Origin of the sequence: Bacteroides sp. CACC 737, assembly GCF_013874375.1 — a bacterium.
GTDB classification, from domain to species: domain Bacteria; phylum Bacteroidota; class Bacteroidia; order Bacteroidales; family Bacteroidaceae; genus Bacteroides; species Bacteroides uniformis.
The window spans coordinates 301,420-320,458 of the sequence record NZ_CP059408.1 but is presented as its reverse complement, the minus strand read 5'-3'; the positions used below and the strand labels follow the sequence as shown (position 1 = coordinate 320,458).

At 45.5% G+C, this 19,039-nt stretch carries 15 protein-coding genes; 7 read left to right on the top strand and 8 right to left on the bottom strand.

Annotation, left to right across the window (positions count from 1 at the left end; translation table 11 throughout):
* Window positions 1-17 precede the first annotated feature (17 nt).
* From rplU to serS, 3 genes are all read left to right on the top strand, one after another.
* Window positions 18-335: a 50S ribosomal protein L21 gene (gene rplU, locus H1A11_RS01510; protein WP_005828892.1), complete on the top strand. Its 318-nt coding sequence runs from the start codon at window positions 18-20 to the stop codon at window positions 333-335.
* 22 nt (window positions 336-357) lie between these two features.
* Window positions 358-627, top strand: coding sequence for a 50S ribosomal protein L27 (gene rpmA, locus H1A11_RS01505; RefSeq protein WP_117601126.1), 270 nt, complete (start codon window positions 358-360; stop codon window positions 625-627).
* Window positions 628-768: 141 nt separating this feature from the next.
* Window positions 769-2,043 (top strand): serine--tRNA ligase, encoded by a 1,275-nt coding sequence (serS, locus tag H1A11_RS01500; RefSeq protein WP_119961246.1) that lies wholly within the window; start codon window positions 769-771, stop codon window positions 2,041-2,043.
* A gap of 147 nt (window positions 2,044-2,190) precedes the next feature.
* Here the strand turns inward: serS and H1A11_RS01495 are convergent, their stop codons facing one another.
* Genes H1A11_RS01495 through H1A11_RS01485 form a run of 3 tightly spaced genes read right to left on the bottom strand, consistent with a single transcriptional unit; the run spans window position 2,191 to window position 6,048 of the window.
* The gene (locus tag H1A11_RS01495) at window positions 2,191-2,892 is read right to left on the bottom strand and encodes a LytTR family DNA-binding domain-containing protein (protein ID WP_117965925.1); all 702 of its coding nucleotides are present in this window, start codon (window positions 2,890-2,892) and stop codon (window positions 2,191-2,193) included.
* Window position 2,893: 1 nt separating this feature from the next.
* Entirely contained in the window at window positions 2,894-3,907 is a 1,014-nt protein-coding gene (locus tag H1A11_RS01490; protein WP_009037054.1) for a sensor histidine kinase, read from the bottom strand.
* Window positions 3,908-3,912: 5 nt separating this feature from the next.
* Window positions 3,913-6,048 (bottom strand): outer membrane beta-barrel family protein, encoded by a 2,136-nt coding sequence (locus H1A11_RS01485; RefSeq protein WP_227186385.1) that lies wholly within the window; start codon window positions 6,046-6,048, stop codon window positions 3,913-3,915.
* Window positions 6,049-6,244: 196 nt separating this feature from the next.
* Here H1A11_RS01485 and H1A11_RS01480 point away from each other — a divergent pair, with 196 nt between their 5' ends.
* Window positions 6,245-8,545 (top strand): bifunctional dihydroorotate dehydrogenase B NAD binding subunit/NADPH-dependent glutamate synthase, encoded by a 2,301-nt coding sequence (locus H1A11_RS01480; RefSeq protein WP_181757629.1) that lies wholly within the window; start codon window positions 6,245-6,247, stop codon window positions 8,543-8,545.
* Window positions 8,546-8,651: 106 nt separating this feature from the next.
* Window positions 8,652-10,298 carry a S41 family peptidase gene (locus tag H1A11_RS01475; protein ID WP_117965914.1) on the top strand — a complete coding sequence of 549 codons (1,647 nt, stop codon included), beginning with the start codon at window positions 8,652-8,654 and terminating at the stop codon, window positions 10,296-10,298.
* A gap of 64 nt (window positions 10,299-10,362) precedes the next feature.
* On the opposite strand, the gene panD is transcribed toward H1A11_RS01475, so the two are convergent.
* Window positions 10,363-10,716, bottom strand: coding sequence for an aspartate 1-decarboxylase (gene panD / locus H1A11_RS01470; RefSeq protein ID WP_005823568.1), 354 nt, complete (start codon window positions 10,714-10,716; stop codon window positions 10,363-10,365).
* Between the two features lie 32 nt (window positions 10,717-10,748).
* Window positions 10,749-11,606, bottom strand: a complete 858-nt coding sequence (gene panC / locus H1A11_RS01465) for a pantoate--beta-alanine ligase (protein WP_117965911.1) — start codon at window positions 11,604-11,606, stop codon at window positions 10,749-10,751.
* 246 nt (window positions 11,607-11,852) lie between these two features.
* Here panC and H1A11_RS01460 point away from each other — a divergent pair, with 246 nt between their 5' ends.
* Window positions 11,853-12,677 carry a glycogen/starch synthase gene (locus H1A11_RS01460; RefSeq protein WP_117601131.1) on the top strand — a complete coding sequence of 275 codons (825 nt, stop codon included), beginning with the start codon at window positions 11,853-11,855 and terminating at the stop codon, window positions 12,675-12,677.
* Window positions 12,678-12,700: 23 nt separating this feature from the next.
* Window positions 12,701-14,284 carry a DUF4270 domain-containing protein gene (locus H1A11_RS01455; RefSeq protein WP_117601132.1) on the top strand — a complete coding sequence of 528 codons (1,584 nt, stop codon included), beginning with the start codon at window positions 12,701-12,703 and terminating at the stop codon, window positions 14,282-14,284.
* A gap of 81 nt (window positions 14,285-14,365) precedes the next feature.
* On the opposite strand, the gene H1A11_RS01450 is transcribed toward H1A11_RS01455, so the two are convergent.
* Genes H1A11_RS01450 through H1A11_RS01440 form a run of 3 tightly spaced genes read right to left on the bottom strand, consistent with a single transcriptional unit; the run spans window position 14,366 to window position 19,022 of the window.
* Complete coding sequence (locus H1A11_RS01450; protein ID WP_181757628.1) at window positions 14,366-15,781, bottom strand: glycoside hydrolase family 57 protein; 1,416 nt, start codon at window positions 15,779-15,781, stop codon at window positions 14,366-14,368.
* A 17-nt stretch (window positions 15,782-15,798) separates the two neighbouring features.
* Complete coding sequence (locus H1A11_RS01445; protein WP_008666090.1) at window positions 15,799-17,067, bottom strand: glycosyltransferase family 4 protein; 1,269 nt, start codon at window positions 17,065-17,067, stop codon at window positions 15,799-15,801.
* Between the two features lie 14 nt (window positions 17,068-17,081).
* Window positions 17,082-19,022, bottom strand: coding sequence for a glycogen debranching enzyme N-terminal domain-containing protein (locus H1A11_RS01440; protein ID WP_117601134.1), 1,941 nt, complete (start codon window positions 19,020-19,022; stop codon window positions 17,082-17,084).
* Window positions 19,023-19,039: the final 17 nt, after the last annotated feature.

The window sequence follows — 19,039 nt, the reverse complement described above, 5'->3', positions numbered from 1 at the left end:
ATACATTAATATAAGAAATGTACGCAATTGTAGAAATTAACGGTCAGCAATTCAAAGCAGAAGCTGGCAAAAAACTGTTTGTACACCACATCCAGAATGCAGAAAACGGTGCAACAGTAGAGTTTGACAAGGTTCTTTTGGTAGACAAAGACGGCAACATCACCGTAGGTGCTCCCACTGTAGAGGGTGCAAAGGTTGTTTGCCAGGTCGTATCAAACATGGTAAAAGGCGATAAAGTTCTCGTTTTCCATAAGAAAAGAAGAAAAGGTTATCGTAAGTTGAACGGTCACCGTCAACAATTCACAGAGTTAACAATTACAGAAGTAGTAGCTTAATCAATTAAAACAGTAAGAAAAAATGGCACATAAAAAAGGTGTCGGTAGTTCTAAGAACGGCCGCGAATCACAGAGCAAGAGATTAGGCGTTAAGATATTTGGTGGCGAAGCTTGCAAGGCAGGTAACATCATCGTTCGTCAAAGAGGTACTGAATTCCACCCGGGTGAGAACATCGGCATGGGAAAAGACCACACTCTTTTCGCTTTAGTAGACGGAACTGTAAAGTTCAAAGTAGGCAAGGAAGACAGACGTTCAGTTTCTGTTATCCCCGCAGAAAACGCAGAAGCATAAGTTTCCGAACAAGAAATAAGGAAAAGGGATGCAATCCGAATGGATTGCATCCCTTTCTTTCATGTCAAAAGCAACACTTTATTTGTTTTTTCCATATCTTTGCACTCACAAAACCGAATAACATAAAAACAAGTATAAGATATGCTTACCATCAAACAAATTACAGAAAATACCGACGCGGTTCTCCGCGGACTGGAAAAGAAGCACTTCAAGAATGCGAAAGAAACCATTGCACAAGTGCTGGACTTCAATGACAAAAGAAAAGCCAATCAAACCATCTTAGATAAAAACTTGGCAGAAGCCAACTCACTCTCCAAATCCATCGGACAACTGATGAAGGAGGGTAAGAAAGAAGAAGCAGAAGCCGCCAAAAGCCGCGTGGCCGAGCTGAAAGAAGTCAACAAAGACTTGCAAGCCAATATGGAGCAGGCTGCCAACGATTTGCAGACTTTACTTTACACCATCCCCAACGTTCCCTATGACAGTGTGCCCGAAGGCGTCGGTGCCGACGACAATGTGGTAGAGAAGATGGGCGGCATGGAAACCGAATTGCCCAAAGATGCCCTGCCCCACTGGGAACTGGCCAAGAAATATGACTTGATAGACTTTGACCTGGGCGTTAAGATTACCGGTGCCGGATTCCCCGTATACAAAGGCAAAGGTGCACAACTGCAACGCGCGCTCATCAACTTCTTCCTGGACGAGGCACGCAAATCCGGCTATACAGAAGTAATGCCGCCGACAGTGGTGAACGCCGCTTCTGGCTATGGCACGGGGCAACTTCCCGATAAAGAAGGACAAATGTACCATTGCGAAGTGGACGACTTATATCTGATTCCTACAGCCGAAGTTCCGGTAACAAACATCTACCGCGATGTGATTCTGGACGAAAAACAGTTGCCCATCAAGAATTGCGCCTATACTCAATGTTTCCGTCGCGAAGCCGGCTCATACGGAAAAGATGTACGTGGTCTGAACCGTCTGCACGAATTCTCCAAAGTAGAACTGGTGCGCATCGACAAGCCGGAACACTCCAAACAGTCTCATCAGGAAATGCTGGACCATGTAGAAGGTTTGCTTCAAAAACTGGAACTCCCCTACCGCATCCTGCGCCTTTGCGGTGGCGATATGAGCTTCACGGCTGCCCTCTGTTTTGACTTTGAGGTGTATTCCGAAGCACAGAAACGCTGGCTGGAAGTAAGTTCCGTCTCTAATTTTGACACTTATCAAGCCAACCGTCTGAAATGCCGCTACCGTACGGCAGAAAAGAAAACAGAGCTTTGCCATACGCTGAACGGTTCCGCACTCGCTCTGCCACGCATCGTTGCCGCCTTGCTGGAAAACAACCAGACTCCAGAAGGAATCCGCATACCAAAGGCATTGGTTCCGTATACGGGATTTGAAATAATAGACTAAGGCCATAATAGTCACGTGCAGCAATACGCCTTTGACACTTTCTTTCGGGCACGAATTACATGAATTTCACAGTTGCGGTTAGCAAAAAACGTGAAATCCATGTAATTCGTGCCCAGAGTTTTATCATGACAAGCTTCTCCTGCGCAACTACAAAGTATTCTTCAAAATACGTGCAAACACCTCCTCGCGGAAATTACGTGCCACCGGAACAGTATGCCTCCCAACTATAATCCGATTGCCATCTATCATCTCAATCTTTTCCAAATTTATCAGATATGATTTATGGACTTGCTGAAATACTCCACCAGGAAGAGCCTCTATCATACGCTTCATGGTAGAACGTACAAGCAGCTTTGTGCTTTCCGTATAAATACAGACGTAATTTTCCAGCCCCTCCACCACCAGAATATCCTTAAACAACACCTTATGCATCTGACGGTCTGAACGGACAAATATAAAATTATTAGCTTCATCCGGCCATTTCTCCTGCTGCAAAAGACCATGTACTTTATTCACCGCTTTCAGGAACCGGTCAAACGAAATCGGTTTCAACAGATAGTCCGTAACATCAAGTTCATAACCTTTCAATGCATACTGCTCATAAGCGGAAGTGATAATCACATGAGGCGGATGGGCAAGAGATGCCAAGAGTTCAAGCCCCGAAAGATAAGGCATTTCAATATCCAGAAACAACAAGTCCGGCTGCTCAGTCTGCAAAAGAGTGTTCAACTGCATAGCATCTTCACATACACCCATTAAAGAAAGGAAATCCACCTTTTCCACATAGCGTTGCAATCCTTCACATGCAGTAGGCTCGTCATCGGTTATTACACATTTTACCTGTTTCATCCTATAATTCTATCACAAGTTTTACTCTAAACAAAGTATCTCCTCTATTTATGTCCAGCGTATGACGCTCCGGATATAGCAGCTCCAGCCTGCGCCTCAGATTTTCTATGCCGATTCCATGTTTTCCTTTCTGGTGCACTAATGGTTCCGGTATAGAATTTTCAATACTAAAACACAACTTGCCTTCTTTCAGACACATATCCATAGCTATAAAATAGTTCCCTCCCACATATTTGAAAGCATTCTCCACCAACGGTACAAACAACAATGGATAAATCTCAACCTGCGCCTCCATTTCATCGAAATGCACCTGCAACTGCAGCCGCTTCGTAGCACGAAGTTTACATAGGCTGATGTATTGTTTCAGATATTCCACTTCCACACGAACTTGCACTTTCTCCCCGTCATTGTATAATTGGTAACGAAGCAAATCGGACAATTGCTCAAGAGTATGCCGTGGAGCCTCATTATTCTCATCTATCTGAAAATAAACCGTATTGAGTACATTAAAAAGAAAGTGTGGATGATATTGTGCTTTAAGGAATTTCAGCTCTGTCTGGAGCTGGTCATTTTTTATCTTCTCCAATTGCAGGCGTTGAGCTTCGTTTTCCTTCTGTATCATCTGATTACGCAAGAATATATAGAAGAAGCCGCCAAGCAACATACTGACTATGGCGGGAATAGGCACATCGTATAAATCAAGACTTACCCCCATCAAAAAGCGGATAACCCACATCGTCAGAAGACACCAGACGGGAGCTGTCAGGACAACCACCCCGTATTCCTGCCACCACACCAACTTCCGCTTCCGGCACAAACAAAGCCAATACTTCAATAGAAAAAAGATAGGGTAAGACATGAAGAGTACCACAAGCATATCCTTCAACATGAAATTCCACTCATTACTTTCCCAATAGTATTCATGTTTCGGAATATCATTCGCCACACGAATACATAGAAAAAGAATCACGGCAAATAATGCCGGCATCAGCCATTTGTTCCACAGTCTGCCCATAGTAGTTACAAATTTACTCTTTTTGTTTCATTTATTTCTTTTTTCCTTCTGCTTTCTTTTGTATCGCTGCCTTTTTGAAAACGCCAAGAGAAAGCAATACCCAGCACACGTTTGTTGTGCCGTTCGTCAACAAACGCCTGCACACCGGGAGACCGAATATCTACTTTTTGATAATTGGTGTTGAATACATCCTTGGCAAACAAGGTAACGGTGCATCTGTTACGGAACATCTTCTTTTGGATACCGATGTTCACCTCCAGCACCGGATGTACAGTGGCTTGTCCGTAGGCCATTCGCCCATTATAATTTGCCGAAAGTTCGGCCGACCATACTGAAGCGAAAGCAAACTGGTTCATGCAGCCGAGTATCGGGGTAAACATACGGTTTTTCATTTTCTGCCCTTGTTCCGTCCAACCATAATTATTATAAATACCGATAGCGGTCAGATTCACTTTCCAAAAAGAAGCAGGTGAGAGGTTGGCAGCATGTACACGCACACCCGTCTGTACATAGGAAGACAGATTCTGAGGCATTACATAGATACGCCGTTCCTCTTGTTCGCGATAGCTCTTCATGATAGCATCATCTGTATACGAGAAAAAGAGAACCGTCTGAAACCAGTCACGATACACATACCCCAACTCTATATTATCAGAAAAGGAAGGATGCAGTTTTGTATTTCCTCCTTCATGGGTATAGTCATCGAATATGTAGGTAAAAGGATTCAAATCACCATAATTGGGGCGGGTAATACGCCTGCCATACGAAAACTGAAACAAATGTTCCGAAGTCAAACCGTATTGCAAAGCAATGGTAGGAAACAAATGGAAGTAATTCGTTGTAAACGAAGAGTCTTTCTGTTGTGTATTTCCTCCAAAGTCCCCGTGTACATGGGTATGTTCCAACCTTAGACCCGCTGAGATTTTCAAGCGGTCTTTCTCATAGCCGGCTTGCAGATAGGAGGCATTGATATTTTCATCATATACAAATCGGGAACCAAGCGCCCCGTCCGGCAGCCAGCCGGAAGCCGACGGACGCATATAACCTGCCGTATTGTCTATCGTAACAAATGAGGTTTTGACTCCGGCCTGCAACTTCCAAACCTCACTTAATGGATAAACCGCATCTATCTGTCCGACATATAAGTCGGTATTTCCCTTCATGTCCCCTTTCAATGTATCGGGCTTAAAACTATCCATCAACTGGTTTCCAACACGGTAATAATGGAAATAATCAAAAGAAGCGCTGAGTTCTCCCCCTTCTCTTTTAAGCTTATGCACCATACTGGTCCCGGCAGAAAGATTGTTCCGGTTTTGCTCCGCATAGCTATAAGTATTTCCCGCAACTCCGATTTCTTGGATTTCCGTAAACATGCCTGCATTTTCCTTTTGCCGGGAAAAGTTTCCACCCAACGAGACTCCCCAAACTGTCCGTTCATTGAGATAATAATCACATCCGGTACGAAAATAGTGCGAATAATTCCTACGCTTCCGGTAAGAGTCCTGCATCATTCTTCCTCCATCCCGTTCGAACGCACGGTCGATAAACAAGTCTATGACATCCTTTCCCTGATAATACGAATAATTCAAATAAAGATTGAACTTATTCTCCCTGACATTCATGGAAACGCCGCCATAACCGCCACCCGTCCGTCCAAGACTGCCATTGCCGTTCAAGGCCAGATTCACACCGCGCAGCCTTATTTTTCTTGTACGTATATCAATCAACCCGGAGCTTCCCGCCGCATCGTGGCGTGCGGAAGGCTGGGTTATCAAATCTATCTTATCAGCATTAGTTGCAGGAGTAGATTTCAACAGACTCATCAATTCATCTCCCGAAAGATAAGTAGGCTTGCCATCCATCAGAATCGTTGCACCGCTTTGTCCGTTCAACAAAATATTGCCATTGGAATCTATCACGACTCCCGGCAGGGAAGCAAGAACATCATAAAGACTGCCCGTACTTTGAGTGACAGATGCATCCATCCGATAACTTGTTTTACCGGCAGATATTTCTACCAACGGGAGTTTAGCAGTTACCATAATTTCTTCCAAACGCTGGTCGGCAATCGTATCCTGCTGCGACCAAACCACCAAAGGCATACTCAATAAAATTGCCCCTAAAAAAACATTTCGATACATACTCTTCCTCATTTTTTATTTCAAAAGTAGGCAGGCTGTAGAAAGTGAACAAATTATAGTGACAAAGGGATGTTATCCAGTGACAACATGCAGTTTTACCCTATTCTTCTTTTGATATTACCAAATAACCCCTATCTTTGCAAAATCTATCAATCTGACAGTAATTGCGTAATTACACCAACAAAATTATTAGATAATGAATAAAATCATTAGCAAAGAACACTTTTCTGAAAAGGTCTTTAAGTTAGTCATTGAAGCACCATTGATTGCCAAATCACGTAAGGCAGGGCACTTTGTCATTGTACGTGTGGGCGAAAAAGGCGAACGTATGCCGCTTACCATTGCGGAAGCCGACCCGGTAAAGGGAACCATCACACTGGTGGTTCAGGAAGTCGGGCTCTCCTCTACCCGTCTTTGCGAACTGAACGAAGGCGATTACATTACGGATGTTGTCGGTCCGTTGGGACAAGCTACACACATTGACAACTTCGGTACTGTGGTCTGTGCCGGAGGTGGTGTAGGCGTAGCTCCCATGCTCCCTATCGTGCAAGCGCTGAAAGCTGCCGGCAACCGCGTCATCACCATACTGGCAGGACGTACCAAAGAACTGATCATCCTTGAAAAGGAGATGCGCGAAAGCTCCGACGAAGTCATTATCATGACCGACGACGGCTCCTACGGACGAAAAGGTCTGGTGACGGAAGGCGTAGAAGAAGTCATCAAGCGCGAGAAGGTGAACAAGTGTTTCGCCATCGGCCCCGCCATCATGATGAAATTTGTTTGTTTGCTGACAAAGAAATACGAAATCCCCACGGATGTATCCCTGAATACGATTATGGTTGACGGTACCGGCATGTGTGGCGCCTGCCGAATCACCATCGGAGGAAAGACCAAATTTGTATGTGTGGACGGCCCTGAGTTCGACGGACATCAAGTGGACTTCGATGAGATGCTGAAGCGTATGGGCGCTTTTAAAAGCATCGAACGCGAGGAGATGCACAAGCTGGAAGAACCTCAGACCTGCCAAGCTACCGGTGAAAACATGGAAGATGAGAAAAGCCGTAATGCTGCATGGCGTCAGGAGTTACGCAAATCCATGAAAGCCAAAGAACGGACTGCCATTCCACGCGTGGAGATGAACGAGCTCGATGCAGAATACCGCTCGCACAGCCGCAAGGAGGAAGTCAACCAAGGGTTAACGAAAGAACAAGCGCTGACAGAGGCCAAACGTTGCTTGGACTGCGCCAACCCCGGATGTACGGAAGGTTGTCCGGTAGGTATCGACATCCCCCGCTTCATCAAGAACATTGAGCGCGGTGAATTCCTCGAAGCGGCCAAGACACTGAAAGAAACCAGTGCGCTGCCTGCCGTCTGCGGTCGCGTCTGTCCGCAAGAGAAACAGTGCGAATCCAAATGTATCCATCTGAAGATGAACGAAAAGCCGGTAGCCATCGGCTATCTGGAACGTTTTGCCGCTGACTACGAACGAGAGAGCGGACAAATCTCCATACCTGAAATCAAGGAAAAGAACAGTATCAAAGTAGCTGTCATCGGTTCAGGTCCCGCCGGTCTGTCATTTGCCGGAGATATGGCGAAGTATGGCTATGACGTGACTGTTTTCGAAGCACTGCACGAGATTGGTGGTGTATTGAAATACGGCATTCCTGAGTTCCGCCTGCCCAACAAAGTGGTGGATGTAGAAATTGACAACCTTGCCAAAATGGGAGTAGAATTCGTCAAGGACTGTATCATCGGCAAGACGCTCAGCGTGGAACAACTGGAAGAGGAAGGCTTCAAAGGCATATTCGTAGCTTCCGGTGCAGGACTGCCCAACTTTATGAACATCCCCGGCGAGAACTCCATCAATATCCTCTCGTCCAATGAATACCTGACCCGTGTCAACCTGATGGATGCGGCAAGTGAAGATTCCGATACACCGGTTCCCTTCGGCAAATGTGTAGCCGTGATAGGCGGCGGTAATACTGCCATGGACTCCGTGCGTACTGCACGCCGCCTCGGTGCAGCGCGCGCCCTAATTATCTACCGTCGTTCGGAAGAAGAAATGCCGGCACGTATCGAGGAGGTGAAACATGCCAAGGAAGAAGGTGTAGAATTCCTGACCCTCCACAACCCAATCGAATACATTGCCGACGAACAAGGAAAAGTGAAACAAGTGGTGCTTCAGAAAATGGAACTGGGTGAACCGGATGCCAGCGGACGCCGCAGTCCCGTACCCATCCCCGGAGCCACGGAAACCATCGACATTGACCTTGCCATCGTCAGCGTAGGTGTATCTCCCAACCCGATTGTCCCAAGCTCCATCAAGGGACTGGAATTGGGCCGGAAAGGAACGATTGCCGTCAACGATAACATGCAGTCGTCCATCCCGACCATCTTTGCCGGAGGAGACATTGTCCGCGGAGGTGCTACCGTAATCCTTGCCATGGGAGACGGACGAAAGGCAGCAGCAGCGATGAACGAACAGCTAAAAAAATAAGAATCTGTCATGAAAGGTGGAGACATACGAACTCCACCTTTTTTATTCTACTACAACCTCTCCTTCTACTTTCCCCTTCTAACATACAACTTAATATTTCAAGAATATGAAACATATTCATCTATCCTTCCTTCTCTGTCTGGCTTCCCTATTGGCAAGCGCCCAAGAGCCCCTAAACGGGGATTCCCTTGCTTCAGACTTTCGGTATCTGGTAAAAGAACTGACAGCAACCCATCCTGACCCTTACAGCGGCTTCGGAGGAAAAGTATTCTTCTACGAACAAGCTTTCCATCTGGAGAACGAGTTACGCCGGACTCCCAGTACGAAACAGACCTTTTTTGACAAGGTAAGCATTTTCCTATCCAATCTGCAAGACGGACACACCTACCTTTTACCTCCCACAGCCAATCAACAAGCAAAGCAGCGTTACCTGGCACTGGAAGTACGCACCATCCCCGACGGCATTATACTTCAAGGAATCCCTGAAACGTACAAAGACTTGTTAGGTAGCCGTATCACAACCATCAACGGAGATTCTTTAGAAGAGGTACTGGCCCGCACTGCCGCTATCCAAGCCAGTGAAAACCTATATGACCGTTATGCCAATCTATGCAAGTCCATGCCTACGGAACATTTCTTGAGACAGCTTTTCCCTGAAATGAAAGACAACCTTCACCTCTCACTTCTTACTCCCGACGGCAAATCAAGAGGATTAACCCTTCCCTTATTGTCAAGGCAGGAAGTGCAAAACACACCCATGCAACACAATAACAGTTGGAAAGCTTATACAGACAAACAACTGACCTATCAGTTCGTAGACAACGACAAGCAAATAATGCTCATCAATATCAACAGTATCATGGCACGGGATAATTTTGAGTATATGCAAAAACAAGGGCTGAAAGATTTATACCGGCAAATAGGATTCTATTATCGGGATATCTTGAAACAAGATATGCCCGCCGATACCCTGCAAGCCATTCGGCAACTCCCGTCCCTTTCCGAAGTTTTCGCCCATATGTTGAAAGAGATGAAGAAGGAAGCCTCCTCCACTCTCATCATAGATTTGCGCAACAATAGCGGCGGCTGGACTCCGATTGTCCTACCCACACTTTACCAACTGTTCGGTGACCACTTCCTGCAAACGGATATGGATATAAAATTCTATCGTATCATCTCTCCCCTCTACATGCAAAAACTACAGACAAACTTGCAGGATTTCAACCAAACATACGGAACAGACTATACCTACGGTGACTACACTTTTAGTACGGACGAAGCAGATACCACAAACATAGAACAGCGACGGGCCGACTTCATCGAGAACTGTATGTCCAGTGCACCGGAAGAACTGAGAAAGCAACAAGGAAAGGCGCTCTATACTCCGGAACACATTTACGTCATTACCAACGAACGTACCTTCAGTGCAGCTTTCCACTACACTTTCTATCTGTGGAAAATGGGTGCTACCCTTGTAGGAATACCCAGTGGACAAGCCCCCAATACCTATATGGAACAAACCTTATTCCGGTTACCTTATACCGGCATGCAAGGCTCTATCTCCAACTCCATACAAATATGCTTTCCGGGCAAAGACCGGTGTGCCCACACACTTTATCCGGACTTGATGCCCACCTATCAGGACTACCAAAGATATAATTTCGATGTCCAAACTGAGATTCTGTATTTACTCGATAAGATTAAATCGGCTCCTCATTCTCATACGAACCCTGCGGGGAAGAATCAGAAGTAAAAACAAAGCCCCGTTTACAGAAAAATTGCAAACGGGGCTTTATTTCCATATTTCAATAAAGAGACTACTTCACCACCTTGTTCGTTGCCGGGTCGGGGAAAATCACCGTCGGCTTGAATGACTTGGCTTCTTCAAAGTCCATCAGCGCGTAGGACATGATAATAACGATGTCATCAGGTTGCACCTTGCGGGCTGCCGCACCGTTCAAGCAAATTTTTCCAGAGCCGCGCTCGCCCTTAATAATGTAGGTTTCAAAACGTTCACCGTTATTATTGTCGGCTATATACACCTTCTCGCCGGCAATCATGTTGGCAGCATCCATCAAATCCTCATCAATCGTAATGCTTCCCATATAGTTCAGGTTTGCTTCCGTGACGCGGGCACAATGGATTTTCGACTTCAACACTTCAATCATCATATCTTTATAAATTACGAATTACTAATTATAAATTACAAGGCAGCAGGCTCTTTGTACTTGATATTGTCAATCAGACGGACTTCCCCGCAGAACACCGTGATACAACCCACAGCATAAGAGGTTTCCTCCCAATCGGCAATCTTCTGTAAGGTACTGCCATCCACCAGCTCAAAGTATTCCAAACGCAATCCGGGGGTGGCTGCGATGGTGTCTTCCACAAACTTCTGTGTCTCAGTTACCGTATGCGAGGTTGCAAAGGTACGACTTTCAAATAAAGTCTGCGAAATTCTCAGTGCATTTTTGCGTTCTTCGGCAGATAAACGGGCATTGCGGCTGCTCAGAGCCAACCCGTCTTCCTCACGAACAATGGGACAGCCTACAATTTCCAAAGGATACTTCAGCTGGCGGACCATCTCGCGAATAATTGCCAGCTGCTGGAAATCTTTCTCGCCGAAGTAGGCACGATCCGGCTGCACAGCATCAAACAGTTTGCTCACAATCTGGCAAACACCATTAAAATGTCCCGGACGGAATGCCCCTTCCATCACTGTGTCCAGCGGTGCATAGCTGAAACGGCGGGTATCCGGTTCCGGATACATCTCCTCCACCGAAGGAGCAAAGACAAATGCCGCTCCACACTCCTCCAGCAAACGGCAATCAGCCTCCGGCGTACGGGGATATTTCACTAAATCATTCTTGTCATTAAACTGGGTCGGATTTACAAAAACGCTTACTACGGCAGCGTCATTTTCTGCCACACAACGTTTCACCAATGAGGCATGACCGGCATGCAAGGCACCCATCGTAGGTACCAGACCTATCTTCTTTCCCTGGGCTCTCAAAGCCGAAAGTCCGGCCTGCAAGTCCTTGATAGTATGTACTATTTCCATTTTAATTGGTTATATAATAACTTGGTTGTTCTCAAAAGCGGTGCAAAATAAACCATTATTTAGCATATAAAGAAGAAATATCACAAATTAATGCAAAACTCAGTACACTTTCCGACAATTCCAAAAGAAGATTTTTCACTGAACAACAATCAGTTAACAATTCATAAGGAATTATAGACGGGCTCTGTTTGCTTTATTGCCCGATTTTTTTTATATCTTTGCAGAATAATTGAGAACATTGTTATTATGACAAAGGCGAACAAGGTTTTATTTATAACCCAAGAAATTACCCCTTACGTTTCAGAATCCGAAATGTCCCTCGTAGGCAGAAACCTACCTCAGGCTATTCAAGAAAAAGGCAGAGAAATCAGAACGTTTATGCCAAAATGGGGAAATATCAACGAACGCAGAAACCAGCTGCATGAGGTGATACGACTCTCCGGCATGAACCTCATCATTGACGATACCGATCACCCGCTCATCATCAAGGTTGCCTCTATCCAGTCTGCACGTATGCAAGTATACTTCATCGACAACGATGACTACTTCCAGAACCGCTTGCAGGTAACAGACGAAAATGGTGAAGAGTATGAAGACAATGATGCCCGTGCCATCTTCTATGCCCGCGGCGTACTGGAAACGGTGAAGAAACTGCGTTGGTGTCCCGACATCATCCACTGCCACGGCTGGATGACCGCTTTAGCGCCTCTGTACATCAAGAAAGCCTATAAAGACGAACCTTCTTTCAGAGATGCCAAAGTCATATTTTCCCTTTATGAAGATGACTTCAAACAAGCTTTCCACACAGACTTTTCTAACAAGCTATTGTTGAAAGGCATTGCCAAAAAAGATATTGCAGGATTGAAGGAACCCATTGACTACACAGCACTTTGCAAACTGGCTGCTGACTTCTCCGACGGCATTATACAGCAAAGCGAACACGTCAATGAGGAAGTACTGAACTATGCCCGCGAATCCGGAAAGCCCGTATTGGAATATCAATCTCCCGAAAACTTTGCTGAAGCCTGCAACGACTTCTACGACAAGGTATGGAAAACAGAACAAAAATAAAATCGATTTAGACAGTTAAAACTATGAAAGTAAGATATCTGGGAACATTACTTTTGGCAGTCCTGACTTTCTTTGGATGCGATGACAACACCGGCACATTAGGCCTGGGTATGTTGCCCGATTCTGACGGCATGTCAGCGCATACTGCTACTTTTAATGTAACAACATGTTCATTTCCCGTTGATTCCGTATTTGCCAAAACGAGTACCGGCTATATAGGCAAGTTTTCCGACCCGGAATTCGGTTATTACGAAACAAGTTTCCTTACGGAGCTGAACTGTACGGAGAACTTCTCACTTCCGGAAGTGTATAAAGTGACCGAATGGGACAGTGAAGGAAATCCAATCAAGGCAACAGGTACAATGACTGCCGACTCGGTAGTTTCAGTACAACTAGCAGTCTATTATTCCAGTTGGTTCGGCGATTCCCTGAATGCATGCCGAATGAGTGTCTATGAACTGGACAAGAAGCTGGACAAAAATCGCTATACCAACATCAATCCAGAGGAGTACTACAATAAGTATGACCCCAAGTCCCTGCTCGGACGTAAGGCCTATTCAGCTTTCGACACGTCTGTTCCAGACTCTGTGAGATTTGAAAAGGACAATAACGGTTATTATACTTTCTATCCCAATGTAACGTTCCCATTGGACAAGAAAACCTTCGGCGAAGACAGAATATTGAAGGTTTATCGCGAGCATCCCGAATACTTTAAAGACGCCGCAACTTTCATAGACAAGATTTTCAAAGGAGTATACGTGAAGAGCGATTATGGAGATGGAACCATCCTCTATGTGGATTATGTGGCTCTGCAAATGCAATTCCGTTTCCACCACGTAAATGATACTACCGGTGTAGCACTGAAGAAAAAAGATGGTACAGACTCTTTGTTCTATAGCATGCAAACTGTATTCGCCTCTACCAAAGAGGTTATCCAGGCAAACCAGTTTCTGAATTCTGATTTGATAAAAGCAAAGGCTGCCGAAACTCAACATACCTATATCAAATCTCCTGCCGGTATCTTCACTCAAGCTACCATGCCATACGATTCAATATACAATAAACTGACCAATGACACCTTGAATGCCGTGAAGTTAACTTTCACGAATTATAATATAAACAGTGACTATGAATATAGCATGAGTGCTCCCAATGACGTGCTGTTGATACGTAAACAAGACTTGAAAAGCTTCTTTGAAGAGAACAAAGTCATGGATAATATTACCTCATTTACAACCACCCACAATGCATTTGCCACTAATCAATATGTATTCAGCAACATCGCCCGGTTGGTTACCACTTGCATCAACGAAAAACAAGCTGCCAAGAAAGCCGCCAAAGAAAAGGCCGGCAGTTCTTGGAATGAGACAGAGTGGGAAAAAACTTGGAACAAAGAAAATGAAGACTGGGATAAGGTATTGCTGATTCCGGTTTCCATTACCTATGACAACAGTACAAGCAGTAGCGGCAACAAAACCATAACCGGTATCCAAAACGACCTCAAGCCGGGATATGCCAAACTGAAAGGCGGTCCGAAAGAGAATGCAAAAGGCGAAGTGGAATCGCCTCTGAAGATAGAAGTTACATACACCAGTTTCAACAAGTAACTGACAGATATTCCATAAAAAAGCCTTCCGCTCTACGATGAGCGGAAGGCTTTTTTATGATTGATGGGAAAGCTGCCGATATTATTCAGCAGCCTTTTTAGTTGTTTTCTTTGCAGCAGGCTTTTTGGCAGAAGCCTTGGCCTTTGCCGTTTTTTCTGCGGCAGATTTAGCTGTAGCCTTGCCCTCTTTCTTTTCCGCAGCCTTTATCTTCTCCAGTTTGGTCTGCGCTTTCGCCAATTCCTTATGAAGTTCCTCTATCTCGGTACCTTGGTTTTGGATAGTGGTCAGCAATGCATTCAGTTCTTCATTATCTATATCTACCGGATAAAGAGAATCGACACGTTTGATAAAGTCACCAAGAATATTCATATAATTGGTGAAAGCATCAAAAGGAGATTCATAAATGCCACGGTTCAAACCGACACCGCTTTGCTTGGTAGTCATGAAACGGAAGTTGTTACTTGCCTGCAGATAATCCCAGTCTTGCTTGATACGACGGTCATCACAGAGATGGACACGTTCGGCAACACTATACAACTTGTTGAATGCTTCACGCTGCATCACGTTACCCAGCCAGCAGCTGGTATCTCTTTCTTCGTCCACCCAAGACATCGGATATGGAACGTTCAACTGGGAAACAGATTTCAGTTTAGTAACGATTTCCGTCGGTGTGGAGAAAGTAATCCCCTTTTCTTTGGCACAGTATGGAAGTGCCTTCAGGAATTCCAGAATATTGGAAGACAACGGCTGTGCCATGCCCAGAGCAGAGAGTTCCATAAAGATGTTGATGACCTGCTCTTCCTGCGGTAAAGCATCAATCCAGTTGATGTACTTGTCGGCAAACAAAGGATACTCGTTCCACTCGGAGTTGGAGAAGCGTAGGCTGATGTCGTCAGACAGCTTAAAGTCACGCAACAGCAACTTCAAGTTAGGATTCATGGAGCAATGGTATACATAGTGCGGACTCTTCCAACCCAAAACATGCTTGGCTCCTTCCGTCAGCATGCCCTTGAATCCCAAAGCTGCCACCATCGCACCAATCTCGTCATTATAAATCAGGCTGGAATTACGAAACACCTTCGGCGCCTTACCGAACATTTGCTTCATCTTAGCGCTCTGACGCATCACCTCTTCCTTGAAGCAATCCTCGTTGGCCAGAGAAGAAAGGCCATGAGAATAAGGCTCGGCAAGGAACTCACAGCAACCAGTATCATTCAGCTGGTGCAACAAGTCGATGACAGCCGGTGCATATATTTCCAACTGCTCCAGCGCAACCCCTGAAATGGAGAAAGCCACTTTAAACGCACCTCCGGAATTCTTCACCATTTCAATCAGAGTGTTCAATGCCGGGATATAAGAGCGTTCGGCTACATCATTGATACTGGTTTCATTGGCATAATCATCGTAGTAATAATGATCGATACCTATATCAAAGAAACGGTAACGTTTCAGATGAATGATTTGATGTATTTCAAAATAAAGACAGATAGTTCTCATTTCTATTATTGTTTTTGTTATTTACCATAGTTTCTTAACACATCCTCATAGAGGGCGCGGATTCTCAAGCCTACTTTTTCCCACGTGATTCCATCCACTTCCTTCTTGCCTTCCTCCTGCAGATATTGGAAGAGAGCGGGATTAGTGCAGAGAGAGTAAATGGCATCGGCCATTGCATGAATGTCCCAATAATCGGTCTTGATGACCTTATCAAGAATTTCACCGCATCCCGACTGCTTTGAAATGATGGAAGGAGTTCCACACTGCATAGCTTCCAGCGGAGCAATACCGAAAGGTTCGGAAACGGAAGGCATAACGAATACATCACTGTTCTTATAAACCTCATATACCTGCTTTCCCTTCATGAAGCCCGGGAAATGGAACCGGTCGGCGATGCCCCGCTCGGCTGCCAGATTAATCATGGCATCCATCATATCTCCCGAACCGGCCATAACAAAGCGGATGTTACGGGCACGCTGCAATACCAGTGAAGCAGCTTCCACAAAGTATTCCGGTCCCTTTTGCATGGTGATGCGGCCAAGGAATGTCACAATCTTCTCTTTGGAATGGTCGGGACGTGGAATGTCCTGGTATTCCTGCGAGAGAGGATAGACGGCATTGTGCATGGCAAACACCTTCTTGGGATTCTGATGGTACTGCTCAATAACCGTGCGACGGGTCAGTTCGGACACGCACATGATGCAGTCGGCATAATCCATACCGTTCTTCTCCATAGAATAGACGGTAGGATTGACTTTTCCACGTGAACGGTCAAAGTCCGTAGCATGCACATGGATGCAGAGCGGCTTTCCGCTCACCATCTTGGCATGCACTCCGGCAGGATACGTCAGCCAGTCGTGGGCATGAATAATATCAAATTCCTGCTGGCGAGCCACTACTCCGGCAATCACCGAGAAGTTGTTTATCTCTTCGTGCAGGTTGCCGGGATAACCGCCGGCAAAGTCCATGCAGCCTATGTCATTGACGTGCATATAAGAGAAATCCGAATAGATATGGTCGCGGAAAGAATAATAATCTTCCGGCGTCATGTTGCGCGTCAGCCTCGACTTCAAATAATTGTAATCGACATCACGCCACACGATAGGCACCTGGTTCATGCCTACTATCTTCAAGAAGTCCTCTTCTTCACCCGTCGGCTTGGGCATGCAGAAAGTAGTTTCCACATCGCCCTGCAAACTTAATCCTTTAGTTATTCCATAAGAAGCAACCGCAAGACCACCATATATTTTGGGAGGAAATTCCCATCCAAACATTAAAACTTTCATCTTCGTTCCTCCTTTTATAAATTATACTTAGACAATAACTTCAAGATACGCAGGATTTCTGCCGTATTCATGGCAAATGACACCGCCCCTCTTCCTACAAACGGAGGATTACCATCGAAGAGTTCGGGCAATGCGCCAATACAATGGGAAGTCATTTCATCTTCCATACCGATGAGGTATCTTTCTACAAACGACACGCCACTCACTTTATAGATACGCAGATATGCTTCCATGTAAAAACCCATCAGCCACGGCCATGCCGTACCCTGATGATAGGCATAATCTCTTTGAATCTGAGGACCTACATAATTCGGATTGTATCCGCCACTCTTGGGGCTCAGTGTACGCAAACCCTTCGGAGTCAACAGTTCTTTCGTCACAATATCGAGTACCTGCTTTTTCTGGGCCCTATCCAACGGAGAATAGTCAAAAGCAACAGTAAATATCATGTTGGGACGTACACTCCAATCCATCATATAACCATCCACATAGTCAAACAGATAGCCATACTCATTGCGGAATACGTCTACGAAAGACTTTCCGGTAACTTCTGCCTGAGCGTCCAGTGTATCAGCAAGAATTTCATTGCCTCCCTCCCGCACCATATCGGCTACAAAACGCAGGGCATTGTACCACAGTGCATTCACTTCCACAATATAGCCCGTACGCGGAATAACCGGACGGCCATTGGCGGTAGAGTTCATCCAGGTAACCGCTTTCTCGGTACCATTGGTATACAACAATCCATTTTCGTGCAGGAAGAGATTGCCATGCCTGCGTTCACGGATATAGTCAACAATCTCTTCAAGGAGATTACCGTACATCTGCCGGCAATTTTCACGCGAAGTCTCCTTAGCATACTGCTGTAAAGCCCAGACAGCCCACAGTAGCACATCCGGATGCTCCATCTCGTATATCTTATAGGAAGAAGGTTCTCCATTGATAAATTCACGGATAGCCTTTTCGGCTGTTTTCATCACGTCTTCAAATTCATCTTGTTCGCCTAAGGCCAAAGTAAGACCCGGCAGGGAGATGAACAAGTCACGGGCACGGCACTTGAACCAAGGATAACCTGCAAGCACATAATGCTCCTCTCCCTGCTTGTTGTGGAACTGGTGCGCCGAGTTTTTCAGACAGTGGTAAAAGCTGTCACGCGGAGTGCGGTCGGCCACCTCGGACTCAAAAGTCTGCTTCAGCTTGCGGGGGGAAATCTCGGAAATACCGGCGGAGAAGACAACGCTTTCCCCTTTCTTTATATCAACTTCAAAATATCCCGGCACATAAAGGTCTTCATTGAAGTCATATCCGCGTTCCTGTTCTTTAGGATACTCAATACCACGATACCAGTCAGGCTGGAAGTGGAACTCATTCTTTTTGTTGAGCTGCATGAACAACTCCGGATAACCAGGATACATGCAGGTTTTAATGCCATTCTCTACCAACTGATAGTCGCGGCTTGCCTGCGCATTTTCGTGCGTGTACTCGCGCACACTGCGGAATGCCAGGAAAGGGCGGAATCTGAGTGTAGTTGCCGAATGGGCATCGACCAAGGTATAACGAATCAGAATCCGATTTTCATGATGTACGAAAATCTTTTCTTTACGAAGGATGACACCTCCTACACGATAGGTAGTTGTGGGGATATTTTCACAGTCGAACTCTCGAATGTACTTGTGTCCGTTAGGACTGAAGTGGTTCCCTTGATACTTATGCAACCCCAGGTTGAACTCCGCACCGTGCTGAATTACAGTTTCATCCAAAGAAGACAGCAGCACATGGTTTTCATCATCAAGGTTGGGGACCGGTATCACCAACAGACCGTGATATTTGCGTGTGTTACAATCTACAATTGTTGTACAATGATAGGCTCCCGACCTATTCGTCCGCAATATCTCCCTTGGCAAAGATTCTTGCAGATTAATCATCAGGGTCTTGTCAAATCGTAAATAACTCATAGTTGTGCATTATTTAA

Bases quoted from the DNA above. Each gene is read 5' to 3' on its own strand.
- rplU (WP_005828892.1), top strand. From the start codon at position 18: ATGTACGCAATTGTAGAAATTAACGGTCAGCAATTCAAAGCAGAAGCT.
- rpmA (WP_117601126.1), top strand. From the start codon at position 358: ATGGCACATAAAAAAGGTGTCGGTAGTTCTAAGAACGGCCGCGAATCA.
- serS (WP_119961246.1), top strand. From the start codon at position 769: ATGCTTACCATCAAACAAATTACAGAAAATACCGACGCGGTTCTCCGC.
- H1A11_RS01495 (WP_117965925.1), bottom strand. From the start codon at position 2,892: ATGAAACAGGTAAAATGTGTAATAACCGATGACGAGCCTACTGCATGT.
- H1A11_RS01490 (WP_009037054.1), bottom strand. From the start codon at position 3,907: ATGGGCAGACTGTGGAACAAATGGCTGATGCCGGCATTATTTGCCGTG.
- H1A11_RS01485 (WP_227186385.1), bottom strand. From the start codon at position 6,048: ATGTATCGAAATGTTTTTTTAGGGGCAATTTTATTGAGTATGCCTTTG.
- H1A11_RS01480 (WP_181757629.1), top strand. From the start codon at position 6,245: ATGAATAAAATCATTAGCAAAGAACACTTTTCTGAAAAGGTCTTTAAG.
- H1A11_RS01475 (WP_117965914.1), top strand. From the start codon at position 8,652: ATGAAACATATTCATCTATCCTTCCTTCTCTGTCTGGCTTCCCTATTG.
- panD (WP_005823568.1), bottom strand. From the start codon at position 10,716: ATGATGATTGAAGTGTTGAAGTCGAAAATCCATTGTGCCCGCGTCACG.
- panC (WP_117965911.1), bottom strand. From the start codon at position 11,606: ATGGAAATAGTACATACTATCAAGGACTTGCAGGCCGGACTTTCGGCT.
- H1A11_RS01460 (WP_117601131.1), top strand. From the start codon at position 11,853: ATGACAAAGGCGAACAAGGTTTTATTTATAACCCAAGAAATTACCCCT.
- H1A11_RS01455 (WP_117601132.1), top strand. From the start codon at position 12,701: ATGAAAGTAAGATATCTGGGAACATTACTTTTGGCAGTCCTGACTTTC.
- H1A11_RS01450 (WP_181757628.1), bottom strand. From the start codon at position 15,781: ATGAGAACTATCTGTCTTTATTTTGAAATACATCAAATCATTCATCTG.
- H1A11_RS01445 (WP_008666090.1), bottom strand. From the start codon at position 17,067: ATGAAAGTTTTAATGTTTGGATGGGAATTTCCTCCCAAAATATATGGT.
- H1A11_RS01440 (WP_117601134.1), bottom strand. From the start codon at position 19,022: ATGAGTTATTTACGATTTGACAAGACCCTGATGATTAATCTGCAAGAA.